Consider the following 17,171-nt stretch of genomic DNA (forward strand, 5'->3'; position numbering starts at 1 on the left):
CAGGCAGGGCTGTTCGTGGCCGACGCCCAGGACTTCCTCAAGGATGACGCCCTGCAGGCGGAAGTGTTTGGCTCCACCTCCCTGGTGGTGCAGTGTGCCGACCTCGATGAGGTCAAGGCTCTGGCCGAAGGCCTGGAAGGCCAGCTGACCGCCACCCTGCAGATGGACGATGGCGACGTCGACGCCGCCCGTGGTCTGCTGCCGATCCTCGAGCGCCGCGCTGGCCGAGTGATGGCCAACGGCTGGCCGACCGGTGTCGAGGTATGTCACGCCATGGTTCACGGTGGCCCTTACCCGGCGACCTCGGACTCGCGTACCACCTCCGTGGGCAGCGCTGCCATTCATCGCTTCCTGCGTCCGGTGTGCTACCAGAACCTGCCCGACAGCCTGCTGCCTGATGCGCTGAAAGACGGCAATCCGCTCAAGCTCAGTCGTCTGGTGGATGGCCAGCGCGAGGCCTGAGACTTGCCGCCATTCATCTAGCAGCAAGGTAGATGATTCGGCAATACGTCGTACTGCAAGGACCGGCATATCACGCCGGTCCTTGTTTCTCCCTTATCCCAGGTTGTGCTTTCCCTTTGGCAGGCTCGCCGGCCCCTTTTAGCGAACGCTATCGTCTGAATGACGAACATCAGGCGGCGACATCCGCTATCGATCAAGCTGAAGCTTCCCCCTTACATCCGCCATGTCAGCGGTGCCTTTTCCTGCCCTTTATACCGAATTTCCGCGAAGCATTGACGTTGGAATGATGCGCTCAGGTCATCCTGTCAGCCTTGGTGTCTCTTTGCCTATTGTGCTGAAATTGCGCACTGACATCGTCCGATGCCCCGGCTCCCAAGACTTGAACAAGCGGGCGGCTGTATTGCGTCTGCGTCCGGTCTATCCGGTCAGCTCTTGCACCAGCTCCTTCAACACTTGTGGCCAAGGCTCATTCTTGCGGGTGAGGATGCCGTAGTAACCAAGCGGCTCACCGATGGTCAGCGGCAGCACCGCAAAGCGACCCTGGGAAAAGGCGGTCTTGACCACCGAACTCGGCAACACCGACAGGGTGTCCGATGACGCCACCAGCTGCAGCGACGCCTGGGTTGAGGTGGTTTCGATGACGTTGCGCGGTGACGCGACACCCGCCTCGGCCAGTGCCGCTTCAAACAGGCCGCGCATGGGACTGGCCATGGGATGCAATACCCAGGGCCAACGCACCACCTCGGCAAGCTCTGGCACCCCTTGGCACAGCGGATGCTCCGGACGCGCCACCACCGATACCGGTTCTTCCTTCAGCGGCAGAAAATCGAACAGGTGGCGCTGGGAGGGGTCGGTATATCGGCCAATGACCGCATCCAGCAACTTGTACTCCAGGTCCACCAACAGCCTGTCGCTTGAGTTTTCCATCAACGAGATCGCCAGACGCGGTCGCTGGCGTTTCAAGGCGGCCATGGCGTGGGGCAGCATCACTGGTGCTGCACCGGGTACTGAGCCCAGCGCCAACCGGCCATGCCCGCCCTCGCGCAAGGAAGACAGCTCTTCTACCAGCCGATCGGTATCGTTCAATAGCCTTCTGGCATAGCGCAGCACTGTCTCACCGGCGGCAGTCGGCTCCATCCGCCCTGGTTCACGCTCGAACAGCGGCAGACCGAGAAAGCCCTCGATGTCCTTGAGCATCTTGCTGGCGGCCGGCTGACTGATATTTAGCTGTCTGGCAGCGGCATGCATGTTACGACTTTCGTCCAAAGCAACCAGCAACATCATATGTTTTACCCGCAGCCACGTCTTGACGTGAACGCCGCTATCATGGGCCATTGCGTGCCTCCGGAGGGGTCGGTATTCACGCATGATAACCTGTGGTTATCGGCACGACAAAAACTTCCATTGGCCGGTCTTTTTTCTGTCTGATTAGACTCTCCCTACGCCACTACATATCACGACAGATTTTTCTGACAGGTCTCTCTCTTCATCGTTTTCACAGCGCTTAATGGATGCGATATCGAGCCCTGCCTTTCAACAACATCAATGACAAGGCCGCCAGCATGACCACCATCACCCGCGTGGACGCCCGCGACATTCGTTTCCCCACATCCCGCCAGCTCGATGGCTCCGATGCCATGAACGAGGCCCCGGACTACTCCGCCACCTATGTCATCCTGCACACCGACCAGGAGACCGAAGGCCATGGCCTGAGCTTTACCATCGGCCGCGGTAACGACCTCTGCGTCGCTGCGGTAAAGGCGCTGGCGCCGACCCTGGTCGGGCGTCGGCTGGAAGACATCACCGCGAACATGGGCGCCTTCTGGCGAGAACTGACCAGCGGCGATAGCCAGCTGCGCTGGCTGGGTCCGGAAAAGGGGGTGATGCACCTGGCCAGCGCCGCCCTGGTCAATGCGCTGTGGGACCTGTGGGCCAAGCACGAAGGCAAGCCGATCTGGAAGCTACTGGTCGACATGCAGCCGGAAGAGCTGGTGCGCTGCCTCGACTTCCGCTTCGTCACGGATGCCATCACCCCGGAAGAAGCGATTGCCCTGCTCCGCCGCAATGCCGCCACCAAGGCGGATCGCGAAGCCGAGATGCGCGCCGACGGTTATCCCGGCTACACCACATCCGCTGGCTGGCTGGGCTACTCAGAAGAAAAGATGCGCAGGCTCTGCCGCGAGGCCCTGGCCGAGGGCTGGGAGCACTTCAAGCAGAAGGTCGGTGGGGACATCGAGGAAGATCGTCGCCGGGCCGCCATTCTGCGCGAAGAGATTGGCGAAGAGCGCACGCTGATGATGGACGCCAATCAGATGTGGGATGTGGACGAAACCATCGTCAACATGCGCCGTCTGGCCGAATTCAATCCGCACTGGATCGAAGAGCCGACCAGTCCTGACGATATCCTCGGCCACGCCGAGATCCGTCGACGTCTCGGTGGCGGCGTGTTCGGTCCCTCCCAGGGCAAGCAGCCGGGCGCCATCGGCGTTGCCACCGGCGAACACTGCCACAACCGGGTGATGTTCAAGCAGCTGCTCCAGGCAGGTGCCATCGATTACTGCCAGCTGGACGCCGCACGTCTCGGCGGCCTCAACGAAGTGATCATCGTGGTGCTGCTGGCGGCCAAGTACGGCGTGCCGATCTGCCCCCACGGCGGCGGTGTCGGCCTGTGCGAATACACCCAGCATATTTCGCTGTTCGACTACATTGCGGTCTCTGGCTCCCTCGAAGGTCGCCTGCTCGAATACGTCGACCACCTGCACGAACACTTCATCGATCCGGTGCGCATTCGCCACGGCCGCTACCTGGTACCCGAGGCGCCCGGCTACAGCATCACCATGAAGGCGGAATCCCTCGACGCCCACCAATTCCCCGAAGGCGCGGCCTGGCAAGACGCCTGAATCGCGCCCACCCCGGCCCATCCCACCCTGTCGGATGGGCCAGCATGCCACTCACCACCGCCTCTGAAAGGAGAGCACCATGACAACAACCACAATGCCCCAAGGCCCCTTCGCTCTTAGCCGACTCAAGCTGGCGATCTCAACCCTGACCGTCGCGTCGCTGGCCGCGGGCTTCGCCGCCACCAGCCAGGCGGCGACGGAAATGCCGCCGATTCCCGAGGTCTCCGGTAGCACTGTCGAGGGCGACGGCGACGACTACACCCTCAAGTTCAGCATCGGCACCACCCAGTCCGGTGCGCAGTATCGCGGACTCGAGTACTTCGAAGACATCGTCGAGGCCCGCAGTGACGGCCACATCCAGGTCGAGCTGTTCCACAGCGCCCAGCTGGGTGACGACCTGCAGGCCGTCAGCGCCCTGCAGTCAGGCACGCTGGAAATGACCGCCCCGTCGACCTCTCCCCTGGTCAACATGTTCCCTCAGTTCGCGGTGTTCGACCTGCCGTTCCTGTTCCCGACCCCGGAAGTGGCGGATGAGGTGCTCGACGGCGAGATCGGCGACAGCATGCTCGAGGTGGCCAGCACCAACGGCCTGAAGGCCATCGGCTGGGCCGAGAACGGCTATCGCCAGCTGACCAACAGCCAGACGGCGGTGGACTCGCCTGACGATCTGGACGGCCTCAAGGTCCGCACCATGCAGAATCCGATCCACCTGGATATCTGGAAGACTCTGGGCGCGAACCCCACACCGATGTCCTTCGCCGAGCTGTTTACCGCACTGGAGCAGGGCGTGGTCGACGGCCAGGAGAACCCCTGGATCACGATCCAGTCGTCCAAGTTCAACGAAGTGCAGGGCTACGCGACCGAGTCCAACCACGTCTATACGCCGTTCATCACGTTGGTGTCGGAGCGCTTCTGGAACAAGCTTCCGGAGAGCTACCAGCAGCTGCTGGTCGAAGCCGCTGGCGAGATGGGTGACTACCAGCGCCATGTCAGCCGCACCCTGAACGGGCAGATCAAGCAGGAATTGATCGATGAGGGCATGACCATCACCGAGTTGACGCCGGAACAGGTGGCCACCTTCCAGGACACCCTGGCCCCGGTCTATGACGACTGGCGCGACAAGATTGGCGGCGAGCTGATCGACGATATCCGCGCCGTGTCCCAGTAAGTCGGCACGACACTGGATGCGGACCCACGAACGTCCATGACAGGGCTTGGCGCCACAGCACCGTGCTGTGGCGCCAAGCCCTGCCGCCGCCCGCGGCGGCGGTGCTGTTGTCACCACGGAGGTGACCCATGACCACCCTATCTTCCACGACCACCCCGGGCATTCTGGGATGGCTCATCACGACGCTGCGTGTGGCCGTTGGCCTGCTGGTCCTCGGCGTCGTGTTCTGTGTGACCGCCAACGTGTTCGGTCGCTTCGTGCTCAACACCTCCTACGCCTGGGCGGAGGAGATGTCGCGCGTCATGTTCATCTGGCTGGTGCTGCTCGGTGCCGGTCTCGGCAGCCTCGAGAAAGAGCACGTGGCCGTCACCTACTTCAAGGACCTCGCCCCGGCGGGACTGCGTCGCCTGCTCGGATTTGCCGCAGTCGCGGTGATCTACCTGGTCTGTGCCTGCATCCTGATTGGCTTCAAGGAGCTGATTTCGGGCTACACCAGTTCGACCCCGATGCTCGGCATTCCCAAGACCTGGCTGTACAGCGCCATGCCGGTCATGGCTGGCCTGACCCTGATCGCCAATACCCTCGCCCTGGTGGCCCTGTGCAGGAGATCTGAACCATGATCCTCTGGAGCATCCTGATCGGTCTCGCGATCTGCATCGTCATCGGCATGCCGATTTCGTTTGGTCTTGGGGCCATCAGCCTGTTTATCTTCTTCTATTCGGACTACTCGCTGTCCCCCATCGTCGACCAGGCGGTCAATGGTCTCGACTCGTTCCCGCTGCTCGCCATTCCGCTGTTCATCCTGGTGGGCGAGGTCATGAGTGAAGGCGGCATTGCCACGCGCCTGGTACGTCTGGCCAGCGCCCTGGTGGGCTTCGTGGCAGGCGGGCTTGGGCAGGTCGCGGTCATGACCTCGATGTTCTTCGGCGGCATCAGTGGTTCTGCCGTGGCGGATGCCTCGGCCGTAGGCAGCATGATGATCGAGCCGATGAAGCAGCACCGCTACACCGCTTCCATGGCGACCGCCATCGTAGTGGCGGCGTCGGTGGTCGGTATCATCATTCCTCCATCGATTCCGATGATCCTGTTCGGGGTCGTGACCAATACCTCGATCTCGCAGCTGTTCCTGGCGGGTATCGTGCCAGGCATCTTGATCACCCTGGCACTGGCAGGAACCACCTACGTGCAGTCGCGCAAGAACGGCAAAGGTCAGGCGTTTTCCTTTCCTGAGCTTGCCAGCGCGCTCAAGGACGCGATGTTGGCACTGCTGCTGCCGGTCATCATCGTCGGCGGGATCCTGACCGGCGTCTTCACACCGACCGAGAGCGCGGCTATTGCGCTGGTCTACGCCTTCGCGGTGTCATTCTTTGTCTATCGCAGCCTGACCCTCAAGCGCTTCTTCGAGCTGTGCATTGCCACCGGCCGCCTCACCGGCGTGGTCATGCTGCTGCTGGCCTTTGCCAGCGTGCTGGCGTGGCTGCTGACCGCCAACATGATCCCGCAGCAACTGGTGGTCAGCCTGTCCGCCATCACCGAGAACAAGCTGCTGCTGCTGTTGATCCTCTCCGGTTTCCTGCTGATCGTCGGCTTCTTCATGGATCTGACTCCCGCCATGGTGATCCTGGCCCCCTTGATGACCCCCGTGGTCGTGAAGCTGGGTATCGATCCGGTGTACTTCGGCGTGCTGATGTCCTTCATCCTGGGCATCGGGTTGATCACGCCGCCGGTGGGAACCGTGCTCTACGTCGGCTGTGGCGTTGGCAAGGTGGGCATGGAAAGCCTGGTCAAGAGCCTGCTGCCCTTCTACTTCACCCTGGTGGCGCTGCTGGTGCTCTTCCTGCTCTTCCCTGGACTGGTGCTGTGGTTCAAGTGAGCCAGCGTGAACAACCCAGGGCGCCCGGAAAACCGGCGCCCTGGCCCCCTTTAGCGATGCGACCGAGCGCCTGTCTCGTCAAGACACTGGAGGGCGACGATCCATCGCCCACGAAGCGGAGTTGGCCCATATGAGCCCCCACGATCCTCTTTTGCAATTCCTCGTACAGACCCTCGGCAACAAGGGGGTACTGACCGAGACGAGCGACATGGAGCGCTACCTGGTCGACTGGGCCGGAGCACGCGGTGGCCTGCCATTGGCCGTCGCCCGGCCCGACACACCCCAGCAGGTGGCGGACGTGCTTGGCTACTGCCATCGTCACGATATTCCGGTGGTGCCTCAGGGCGGTGGCAGCGGCCTGGTGGAAGGTGCGCTGCCGGACAGCCATGTGCCTGAGCTGGTGATCAGCCTCGAGCGCCTCAATCGCGTGCGCTCGATCGACCCCCTCAACTTCACTATGAGCGTCGATGCAGGCTGCATTCTGCAGACCGTGAAGGAAGCCGCTGAGGTACAGGATTTGACCTTCCCGCTATCACTGGGCGCCCAGGGCAGCTGCCAGATCGGTGGCAATATCGCGACCAACGCCGGCGGTCTCAACGTATTGCGCTATGGCATGATGCGCCAGCTGGTACTCGGCATCGAGGTGGCACTGCCCGACGGTCGCCTGCTCACCGACATGAAGGCCTTGCACAAGAACAACACCGGCTACGATCTGAAGCAGCTGTTCATCGGCGCCGAAGGGACCCTTGGCATTGTCACCGGAGCGGTGCTCAAGCTCTATCCTCGTCCCCAGGTCACCCGCACGGCCCTGATCGGCTGTCCCAGCGTCGAGGCCGTGCTCGGGCTCTACGCCCAGGCACGCCGCCACTGCTGCGATCTGTTGACGGCGTTCGAACTGATTCCCCGCGCCTGCCTGGAGCTGGCCTTCGAAGCCGATGCAACGTTACCCGACCCGTTGGACGGTGCCCATCCGGTGTATGTGCTGATGGAGGTGGCCGCCAGTGGGCCAGCAGATCTGGATGCGATGATCGAAGCGCTGTTCGAGCGTGGTATGGAAGACGGCCTGCTCGACGATGGCGTGCTGGCCTCCAGCGAGACCCAGGCCGCCCAGCTGTGGCAGCTGCGCGAGGCCATGCTCGAGGGCCAGCAGCGCCGTGGTGAACACCTGCGCACGGATGTTTCCCTGCCCATTTCCCAGCTGCCAGCGTTTCATGCTCAGGCGGAGGCAGCGGTGCTCGAGTCGTCACCGGAGTCCCAGGTCATTGCCTATGGCCACGTCGGCGACGGCAACCTGCACTTCAACATCCTGCCTCCCGGCCACCTGGACGATGACGCCAAGCGCAGCCTGCTGCACGAGCTGGAGGAACAGATCTTCTCCATTGTCGGCGAGTACAACGGCAGCATCAGCGCCGAGCATGGGATCGGCCGCGTCAAGCAGCCTCCCTTCCTCGAGAGCCTGTCCGCCCCGGAACACGACATCATGCGCGGCCTCAAGCGACTTCTCGATCCACGTGGCCTGATGTGCCCTGGACGCATCCTGCCGCGTACCCAGGGTTGAGCCAGGGCTAAGCGATAGGTAAGCGATAGGTAAGCGGTAGGTGAGAAATAGTTCAGACATAGTTAAGAGCTAGTTAAGAGCTAGTTAAGCCAAAAGTGGTCAGGGCCGAGACACGCCCTGCCCCATGTGACGCTCGAGCGGCTGACGCGACATATAGCAACGCGAACTGACAAACGAACCAAAGGATGCCCCTATGAATAGCCTGCCTTCTGCCCACGACGTGCTGCCGCAAGACGCCGAGCGCGCCCTGCTGGTCGGCCGAGTCTGGCGTGATGATCAGCGCGGCCCTGTCGTCGTGACGGTGCGCAATGGTGAGGTGATCGACCTGTCCGCCACTGTCAACGTGATGGCTGACCTGCTGGAGCGAGATGACGCTGCACATATCGTAGCCAACGCCGAGGGCGAGTCCCTGGGGGCTCTGGACCGCCTACTCGACAACGCTGGCTCCTCCAGCGCCCCTTACCTGCTCGCCCCCTGCGACGTCCAGGCCATCAAGGCCTGCGGCGTGACCTTCGCGGTCAGCCTGCTTGAGCGAGTGATCGAAGAGCAGGCCGGCGGCGACGCCGCCCGTGCCGGTGAGCTTCGAGAAGAACTCAAGCGCGTCATCGGCGGCGACCTGTCAAAGATCCGTCCTGGCTCGGACGAGGCCATGGCGCTCAAGGCAGAGCTGCAGTCCCGAGGCGCCTGGTCGCAATACATGGAGGTCGGCATCGGCCCCGATGCCGAGGTCTTTACCAAGGCTCAACCGCTGTCCGCCGTTGGCCACGGTGCTGCCGTCGGCCTGCACCCGTCGTCACACTGGAACAACCCGGAACCGGAAATCGTGCTCGCAGTCGACGCCCGCGGCAACGCCCGCGGCGCTACCCTGGGCAACGACGTCAATCTGCGCGACATCGAGGGACGCAGCGCGCTGTTGCTGGGCAAGGCCAAGGACAACAACGCGTCTTGCGCCATCGGCCCCTTCATCCGCCTGTTTGACGAACACTTCTCCATGGATGACGTGCGCTCGGCGATGGTCAGTCTGCGTATCGAGGGGGACGATGATTTCCTGCTGGAAGACGCCAGCGACATGCGTGAGATCAGTCGCGATCCGCTGGACCTGGTAAGCCAGACCATTGGCGACCACCACCAGTACCCGGATGGCTTCATGCTGTTCCTTGGCACCATGTTCTCGCCCATCCAGGATCGCGATGGTCCCGGCCAGGGCTTTACCCATCATCTGGGTGATCGTGTCACCATCTCGACGCCACGCCTCGGCGCCCTGACCAACGAGGTCCAGCGCTCCGATCGGTTGCCCCCCTGGACCTATGGCATCCGCGCCTGGCTGAAGCATCAGCGCCGCGGCTAGCCCTTGATATGGCGCTTCGGTTGGCTCTTCGGGTCCACAGACAGCGCCTCCCACTCCCTTTTGCCTCGTCTCGCGACGGGGCTTTTTTCGTTATAGCGGTGCCTACACCGCGTCTCCCCAACGGCCGCTAACTCTGAGCTGAACCGCGCGGATACTACAGAAATCTCGCATGCAGTATGCGAGTTCCAGCACCACCCGTAGCTGCCTTTTCGAGCTTGACGTATACCTTCCACGACACCGGGCGCCCGCGGCCGCACTCGCTGCTCCCATGGCGACATGGCGACATGGCGACATGGCGACATAGCGACATAGCGACATAGCGACATAGCGACATAGCCAAGCAGCGCAAGCCGCCTACGCACGCGCTCCTAAAAGAGCAACCGGAAACGCCTGACCAGAAACGACAAACCGGAAACGACCGACCGAAAGTCACTGGCTGGCAATCACTGGCCGGCAATTACTGACCGGCAATTAATGACCGGCAATTACTGACCGGCAATCACTGACAAAGGAACCGGACCGAATCCAAAAGGCCAGCCAAGAGCCTTATGACCGACCGACTACCGTGCACAGCCCACAAGCGAGGCGACATCAGGCCTACAAGGCCGTCCCCTGCGCAAGGGCGATCAAGGAGGAACTACCATGCTCAACCTGCTGCGCTACTCAGCCGCCATGGCTGCAGGCCTGATGGCTACCAGCGCCCTGGCCGACACCTACTTCGAGATCAAGGACGGGGAGTTGACCCGGCCTACCGGCTTCCGCGAGTGGGTGTTCGTGGGGACCCCGCTGACCCCCAATGACATGAACAATGGCAAGGCCCCTTTCCCGGAATTCCATGCCGTCTATCTTGATCCGGAAAGCTGGGAGCATTGGAAGGAGACTGGCGAGTTTCGCGATGGCGCGATCATGGTCAAGGAGCTGATCAGCGTCGGCAGCAAGCAGGCCGCCAGTGGCAACGGCTACTTCATGGGTGAGTACATCGGCCTCGAGGCCACCATCAAGAGCAGCGAGCACTTCCCGGACGAGCCAGGCAACTGGGCCTACTACAGTTTCTCGACGCCGGATCACTCAAGCCTCAAGGAGACTGCGGCCCCCTTTCCCACCGCCGCCTGTAACGCCTGCCATGCGGCAGCGGCGGCAGACGACTTCGTCTTCACCCAGTACTACCCCGTGCTGACAGCGGGCAAGGGTGCTGGTGTAGACGCAGGCGGCGGCACGCAGTCCCAACTGGGCACCACCCCATAGCCTGACTGACAAATTCCACCTTAGCGCCTGACGCTTACCGGTTCCCTGCCCTTCTGGCGGCCACCTACGGCCGCCTCTTTTTTTACGACAACGACCTTTCTTTACTGACGCCTGCTGTTTATTTCTGACGGCGCCGGTCGCCGCGCTTTGCTGCGGCCATGGCCACTGCGCCGAAGAGATCCTTATTCACCCGCCCTCTCACCCCAGTTCTTTGCCCAGCCCTTTCAAGCTCAGCTCTTTCAAACCCAGCCCTTTCACCCTCGACTCAGTCCACCTAAGCCCCTTGAAGTGAAGCCTCGCATGGGTGGTTGCCGCCGTATCGCGATGATCAGGCTCGACCAAAGTCGACCCGTTCAGGCAATTGCAATCTCTCGTCGCTACGCCATACTGCACCTACCATCATGCTAGCATCCTGTCATACCACCAAGACTAACGTCGAACAAAAGGGCTCGCCCTGGCAAATCCCAGCGTCACGGCCACCATAAGCAAGTCGCGATGCCCTGTTAGGTGCTGCATGACGACACCGCCGAGCCATAACTGAGGCATAACTGAGGCATAGCCGAGCCGTGACTGAGGAATGGCCGAGCCGTGACTGAGGAATGGCCGAGCAATGACCGAGCTGCGAGACAGCAGAAGAGCACTGTCACGGGCCGGCGGGAGAAGTGAAGAAAAGGACTGAGGTTGCCTCTGAACTCTCGCCGCGGTTGCGGCGGGTCAGCAGGTCGCTGTCGCCGAGCAACGAGGTCCACAACGATTCACAACAACGATGACCCGGATTACAGGAGTTGCCATGCGCCTGTCAGGAAAGACCGCCTTAATCACCGCCGCAGGTCAGGGCATTGGACGCGCCACCGTCGAACGTTTCTTGGCAGAGGGCGCCGAGGTCCACGCCACCGATATCGACGTGAGCAAGCTGGAGGATCTCGCCGGCACGCCCCGTCTTCACTGCCATCACCTGGACGTGACCCAGCCAAGTGCCATTGACGCCCTCAAGCACTCACTGCCAGGCCTGGATATTCTGTTCAACTGCGCGGGCTACGTGCACAGCGGTAGTCTGCTCGAATGCTCGGAAGACGCCTTCGAGCGCTCCATGGCGATCAACGTTACTGCCATGTACCACACCCTTCGCGCCTTTCTTCCCGGTATGCTGGACGCGGGCGGCGGCAGCATCATCAACATGGCGTCGGTTGCCAGCAGCCTCAAGGGGGTGCCGGGACGCTTCGCCTATGGCACCAGCAAGGCTGCCGTGATCGGCCTGACACGCTCGGTGGCGGCGGACTACGTCACCCATGGTATTCGCTGCAACGCCATTTGCCCGGGGACCGTCGAATCACCTTCCCTGAGCGAACGTATTCGCGCTCAAGCCGACGCGCTGGGCCAGGACGAAGCTCAGGTACGCCAAGCCTTTCTCGATCGTCAGCCCATGGGCAGACTGGGCAAGACGGACGAAATCGCGGCACTGGCCGTCTACCTGGGCTCAGACGAATCGGCTTATACCACCGGCACCTGTCAGATCATCGATGGAGGCTGGCTAGCCTGACGTCAATCGACCATGAGGTCTCGGCGCCTCACTTCGCCGCCCTAACATCGACGCCCTGTCATTGACACCACAACGCACAAGGACCACCCATGAAACTATTGAGATTCGGCAACCCAGGACAAGAAGCGCCAGGCATCCTTGATCAAGCCGGCCGCATTCGCGATCTGTCAGGCGTCCTCGACGATCTTTCCGGCGCAGCACTGGGTCGTGAAAGCCTGGAGAAAATCGCCCGCCTGGATCTTGAGCAACTTCCCCTGGTGCCTGCCGATACTCGTATCGGCCCCTGCGTCGGCAACGTCGGCAAGTTTATCTGTATCGGCCTGAATTACGCCGATCACGCCGCAGAGAGTGGTGCTGAGGTACCGCCGGAACCGGTCATCTTCAACAAGTGGACCAGCGCTATTTGCGGCCCCGATGACGATGTCATGATTCCCCGCGACTCCAGCAAGACGGACTGGGAAGTGGAGCTCGGTGTTGTCATCGGCAAGGCCGGTCGCTATATCGACGAAGCGGAGGCACTCGAGCATGTTGCCGGCTACTGCGTCGTCAATGACGTGTCGGAGCGTGAGTTTCAGCTCGAGCGCAGCGGCACCTGGGACAAGGGCAAGGGCTGCGACACCTTCGGCCCCCTGGGCCCCTGGCTGGTCACCAAGGATGAAGTCGCTGACCCCCAGGATCTCAACCTCTGGCTTGAAGTAGACGGCAAGCGCTATCAGGACGGCAGCACCAAGACCATGGTGTATCAGGTCGCTTTCCTGGTCAGCTATCTGAGTCGTTTCATGAGCCTGCAGCCGGGCGATGTCATCTCCACCGGCACTCCCCCAGGCGTTGGCCTTGGCCAGAACCCACCGGTCTTCCTGCGCCCGGGCCAGACCATGCGCCTCGGTATCGAAGGGCTGGGCGAGCAGACCCAGAAGGTCATCGCGGATCCGCTGGCATGACCACCCCCGCCGCCCACATGGATGTCGCCGTCTGTGTCGAGCCCGGTCACCTGCGACTGGAACAGCGCCCCCTTCCCCGGCCTGACGCCGGGGAAGCGCTGGTGCGCATTCAGCGTATCGGCGTCTGCGGGACCGATATCCATGCCTTCTCCGGTCGTCAGCCCTATTTTTCCTACCCAAGGGTTCTGGGACATGAGCTCGCCGGCACCGTTGAAGCCCTGGCCGATGACGTGCCGGGGGCCTTGCGGGCGCAGTTGCTGGGGCAGCAGGTCTACGTGATTCCCTATCTTCACTGTGGCCAGTGCCGCGCATGCCAGCGCGGCACCACCAACTGCTGCCAGCAGATGCAGGTCGTCGGGGTACATCAGGACGGTGGTATGGCCGAGTGGCTCACGGTCCCCATCGGCCATCTTGTTGCTTGCCAGACACTGACGCTGGATGAGCTGGCGCTGGTGGAATGCCAGGCCATCGGCGCCCACGCGGTGCGCCGCGCCGCCGTCACCGAGCGCGACCTGGTTGCCGTTGTCGGCACCGGACCCATCGGTATCGGCGTGGCCCAGGTCGCTCGTGCCCAGGGCGCGCGGGTGGTGGTACTGGATAGCAATGCCGAGCGACTGGCCTTCTGCCGCGAGGCGCTTGGCTTCCATGACACCCTACTGGTGGGACAGGACGACCCGGCGCAACAGCTTGTACAGCTTAACCAAGGTGCCCTGGCCGACGTCGTGTTCGATGCCACCGGTAATCCCGCTGCCATGGAGGCGGGGTTCGAGCTGGTGGGCCACGGCGGACGCTACGTGCTGGTCAGCCTGGTCAAGGCCGACATCCGTTTTCATGACCCCGACTTCCACGCCAAGGAAGTGACCCTGCTGGCCAGCCGCAATGCCACCGGTGAAGACTTCGCCAGGGTGATTGACCTGCTGGCCACTGGCCAGCTCAAGGTCTCCCCGATGATTACCCACCGCGCCGAGCTATGCGAGCTGCCGGACACCATGGCGCAGTGGTGCGACAGCAGCAACGGGGTGATCAAGGCGATGATCAGCGTGCCCGACAGCACAGCGGATCAGTCCTAGGACACAACACGACAAGACAGGCCAGGCCAGGCCAGGCCAGGACACCTATGAGCCAGCTCAAGGCAGACGCGCTATCGCTCCTCTTTCTGGCGCCTGGCCATACCCAGCTTCTCAACACATAACGACAGTATTGACCGTGACGATGAGGACATCCCTATCATGACCACGCAAGCCAGCCACCGCGCCTCGACCGCGACCATCGCCACCGACCTGCCGCAGGAAAGCCTGCGCGTGCACCCCGACGACAACGTCCGCGTGGCCTTGCGTGATCTTGCTGTGGGGCAGCAAATCGAAGATGAAGCGGGTTCGCTGACCCTGGTGGAGGCGATCCGCCGCAAGCACAAGTTTGCCCTGGTGGACCTCGCCGAGGGCGACATCGTCACCATGTACGGTGTGACCGTGGGAAAAGCCACCCGAGCCATCGCCAAGGGTAGTGCGATTCGTACCGACAACCTTGAACACTTTACCCATTCGGACACGCCCGTCAGCCGTCGTCAGAGCTGGCAGGGACCGGATGTCTCGCGTTTCGACGGCACCACCTTTGATGGCTACCATCGCCCGGATGGCAACGTCGGCACGGCCAATCTGTGGCTTGTCGTGCCCCTGGTATTCTGCGAAAACCGCAACATTGAGGTGCTGCGCCAATGCGTTGCCGACGCCCTTGGTGACGATCCTTTCCGCGACTACAAGCAGCTGGCGCGCACCATGCTGCACGGCGACACGTCCGCCAGTCTCTCGGCTCCGCTGACGTCTCCCTTCCCCAACGTCGACGGGGTGCGCTTCCTCACCCATACCCTGGGCTGTGGCGGCACTGACGACGACGCCCAGGCATTGTGCAATCTGCTCGCCGGGTACATCACCCATCCCAATGTGGCAGGCGCTACCGTGTTGAGCCTGGGCTGCCAGAAGGCTCAGATCGCCATGCTCAGGCAGGCGGTCGCCACCAAGGATCCCAACGGCCTGCGGCCGGTACACTATCTTGAGCAGCAGGCCAGTGACAGCGAAGATGCGCTGATCGAGCGCGCGCTGGGCACTATCTTCGACGGCCTCAAAGAGGCCAACCAGGTGACCCGTCAGCCGGCTCCCCTTTCCAAGCTGCGCATTGGCGTCGAATGCGGCGGGTCCGATGGTTTCTCCGGTCTGTCTGCCAACCCGGTGGTCGGGGGCACCATCGATCGCCTGGTCACCCTCGGGGGTAGCGGGATTCTCAGCGAATTTCCCGAACTGTGTGGCGTGGAGCATGAGCTGCTGGCCCGCTGTGTCGATGATGCCACCGCCGAACGCTTCTCTAGCCTGATGCAGGCCTATCAGCGACACGCCGAAGCCGTCGGCGCGAGCTTTTCCATGAACCCCTCACCGGGCAATATCCGCGATGGCTTGATCACCGATGCGATGAAGTCTGCAGGGGCCGCCAAGAAGGGCGGGGACAGCCCGGTGGTGGAAGTGCTCGACTACACCGAGACGGCCACTCGGACGGGGCTTGCCCTGCTCTGCTCCCCTGGCAATGATGTCGAGTCCACGACCGCCCTGGCGGGCTCCCACGCCAACCTGATCATCTTTACCACCGGACTGGGCACGCCGACCGGCAACCCGGTCGCCCCTACCTTGAAGGTCGCCAGCAACTCGGAGCTGGCACAGCGCATGTCCGATATCATCGATTTCGACACTGGCGCTGTCATCCGCGGGGAGACGTCCATCGACGAGCTGGCCGATGCGCTGCTGGCACTGTGCATCGAGACCGCCTCCGGGCGCTACACCACCCGTGCGGTAGGCCTCGCCCAACATGACTTCATCCCCTGGAAGCGGGGAGTCTCACTGTGACGTTGGCGCCGACAGAGACACCGGCGACATTGCCTCCGGCGACGCTGATGCAGTTCGGCGTGGGACGTTTCCTGCTCGCCCACGTCGACCTGTTCGCCAGTCAGGCCCGCTCAGCCGGTGGTGACGTCGAGATCATCGCCGTACAGACCTCCGATCGCCCTGCCGGTCGCGGCAAGGCCCGCGCCCTCGCCCAGGCAACAAGCTATCCGGTTCAGCTGCGCGGACGACGCCACGGCGAGCTGATCGACACACGGCTCGCTGTCGACAGCATCACCCGCTCGCTGGTGGCCACGGAGGACTGGGCGGAGGTACACCGGACCTTCTGCAACGACGTCACCCATGTGGTTTCCAACACCAGCGAATCGGGTTATCTCGTCGCCACCGGAGACAGCCCGCTGGCGCCATGCCCGGTCAGCTTTCCTGCCAAGCTGACCCAGTTGCTCAAGGCACGCTTCGACGCTGATCGCCCCGGGGTCGCGCTGCTCCCCTGTGAACTGCTGACCGACAATGCCGGCGTGCTCAGAGACGTGGTGCTGGGCCTGGCCCGGGACAGCTATCAGGATGCCGCCTTCGAGCAATGGCTCACCGCTGAGTGCGTCTGGGTGCCTACCTTGGTGGATCGTATCGTGTCCGCCGAGCTTGAGCCGGTGGGCGCCGTGGCTGAGCCTTATGGCCTGTGGGCGATTCAGCAGGTGGACGGGCTGACACTTCCCTTTCGGCATGACGATGTGCTGCTGGTGGAGGACCTGGGCCCCTATGAACGTCGCAAGCTTCATCTGCTGAACCTGGCCCATACGTGGCTGGTGGCGCGAGCGCGGCAGCTGGGGGTGATGGAGCAGCTGCCGCTAGTGCGCCAGGCCATGGAGGATCCGCGACTCGGCGGTGAACTCATTGCGATGCTGAGAGAGGAAGTCGTGCCGGTGCTCGATCATGAGTACCCGGGGATGGCGCTCGACGAGTACGTCGACAGCATCATCGAGCGCTTCTGCAACCCCTGGCTGGACCACCAGCTGGTCGATATTGCCCAGAATCATGAACAGAAGCTGGAGCGAAGACTGGCGCCTGTGCTTGCCATAGCAAGACGCCAAGGCAGAGCGCTGCCTCGCCTCGCTGCAGCCCTTGCGCCACACACGAGAGACACGAGAGCGACCCCGCCATCAGCGCAATAGGCTGACAGCAGATACGATGCAGGCCCAGAGGCTTATGCCCCTGGGCCTGCACGTCTGGCGACCAGCGCTCACCATA

13 protein-coding genes and 1 pseudogene are annotated in these 17,171 nt (G+C 62.6%); 13 read left to right on the forward strand and 1 reads right to left on the reverse strand.

Translation table 11 applies throughout. The annotated features are described in order from the left end of the window. Nucleotides 1-462: pseudogene (locus tag KUV86_RS17635) on the forward strand (aldehyde dehydrogenase (NADP(+))); the annotation flags it as partial. 417 nt (nucleotides 463-879) lie between these two features. Here KUV86_RS17635 and KUV86_RS17640 read toward each other — a convergent pair. Beyond that, nucleotides 880-1,797 (reverse strand): LysR family transcriptional regulator, encoded by a 918-nt coding sequence (locus tag KUV86_RS17640; RefSeq protein ID WP_222485963.1) that lies wholly within the window; start codon nucleotides 1,795-1,797, stop codon nucleotides 880-882. Between the two features lie 227 nt (nucleotides 1,798-2,024). Between KUV86_RS17640 and KUV86_RS17645 the strand changes: the two genes are divergently transcribed. The 12 genes from KUV86_RS17645 to KUV86_RS17700 all read left to right on the forward strand — a co-directional run bounded on the left by KUV86_RS17645 (nucleotide 2,025) and on the right by KUV86_RS17700 (nucleotide 17,095). Further along, nucleotides 2,025-3,362 carry an L-fuconate dehydratase gene (locus tag KUV86_RS17645; protein ID WP_222485965.1) on the forward strand — a complete coding sequence of 446 codons (1,338 nt, stop codon included), beginning with the start codon at nucleotides 2,025-2,027 and terminating at the stop codon, nucleotides 3,360-3,362. A gap of 79 nt (nucleotides 3,363-3,441) precedes the next feature. Beyond that, complete coding sequence (locus tag KUV86_RS17650; RefSeq protein WP_224907602.1) at nucleotides 3,442-4,530, forward strand: TRAP transporter substrate-binding protein; 1,089 nt, start codon at nucleotides 3,442-3,444, stop codon at nucleotides 4,528-4,530. Nucleotides 4,531-4,658: 128 nt separating this feature from the next. Beyond that, complete coding sequence (locus KUV86_RS17655) at nucleotides 4,659-5,150, forward strand: TRAP transporter small permease (protein WP_206944527.1); 492 nt, start codon at nucleotides 4,659-4,661, stop codon at nucleotides 5,148-5,150. Beyond that, complete coding sequence (locus KUV86_RS17660) at nucleotides 5,147-6,403, forward strand: TRAP transporter large permease (RefSeq protein ID WP_206944529.1); 1,257 nt, start codon at nucleotides 5,147-5,149, stop codon at nucleotides 6,401-6,403. Before KUV86_RS17655 ends, KUV86_RS17660 begins: the two co-directional genes overlap by 4 nt. A gap of 130 nt (nucleotides 6,404-6,533) precedes the next feature. After that, entirely contained in the window at nucleotides 6,534-7,961 is a 1,428-nt protein-coding gene (locus tag KUV86_RS17665; protein WP_222485967.1) for an FAD-binding oxidoreductase, read from the forward strand. A gap of 193 nt (nucleotides 7,962-8,154) precedes the next feature. Beyond that, complete coding sequence (locus KUV86_RS17670; RefSeq protein ID WP_222485969.1) at nucleotides 8,155-9,309, forward strand: fumarylacetoacetate hydrolase family protein; 1,155 nt, start codon at nucleotides 8,155-8,157, stop codon at nucleotides 9,307-9,309. Between the two features lie 642 nt (nucleotides 9,310-9,951). Further along, nucleotides 9,952-10,554, forward strand: a complete 603-nt coding sequence (locus KUV86_RS17675) for a cytochrome P460 family protein (RefSeq protein WP_206944536.1) — start codon at nucleotides 9,952-9,954, stop codon at nucleotides 10,552-10,554. A 790-nt stretch (nucleotides 10,555-11,344) separates the two neighbouring features. Further along, nucleotides 11,345-12,094, forward strand: coding sequence for an SDR family oxidoreductase (locus KUV86_RS17680; RefSeq protein WP_222163263.1), 750 nt, complete (start codon nucleotides 11,345-11,347; stop codon nucleotides 12,092-12,094). 89 nt (nucleotides 12,095-12,183) lie between these two features. After that, nucleotides 12,184-13,035: a fumarylacetoacetate hydrolase family protein gene (locus KUV86_RS17685; RefSeq protein ID WP_222485971.1), complete on the forward strand. Its 852-nt coding sequence runs from the start codon at nucleotides 12,184-12,186 to the stop codon at nucleotides 13,033-13,035. Next, entirely contained in the window at nucleotides 13,032-14,105 is a 1,074-nt protein-coding gene (locus KUV86_RS17690) for a zinc-binding alcohol dehydrogenase family protein (RefSeq protein ID WP_224907601.1), read from the forward strand. Before KUV86_RS17685 ends, KUV86_RS17690 begins: the two co-directional genes overlap by 4 nt. Nucleotides 14,106-14,264: 159 nt before the next feature. Further along, nucleotides 14,265-15,926 carry a UxaA family hydrolase gene (locus KUV86_RS17695; RefSeq protein ID WP_222485973.1) on the forward strand — a complete coding sequence of 554 codons (1,662 nt, stop codon included), beginning with the start codon at nucleotides 14,265-14,267 and terminating at the stop codon, nucleotides 15,924-15,926. Continuing rightward, nucleotides 15,923-17,095 (forward strand): mannitol dehydrogenase, encoded by a 1,173-nt coding sequence (locus KUV86_RS17700; RefSeq protein WP_224907600.1) that lies wholly within the window; start codon nucleotides 15,923-15,925, stop codon nucleotides 17,093-17,095. Before KUV86_RS17695 ends, KUV86_RS17700 begins: the two co-directional genes overlap by 4 nt. The last annotated feature ends 76 nt before the right edge of the window (nucleotides 17,096-17,171 follow it).

This window comes from Halomonas sp. DP8Y7-3 (assembly GCF_019801675.1).
Lineage (GTDB): Bacteria > Pseudomonadota > Gammaproteobacteria > Pseudomonadales > Halomonadaceae > Halomonas > Halomonas litopenaei_A.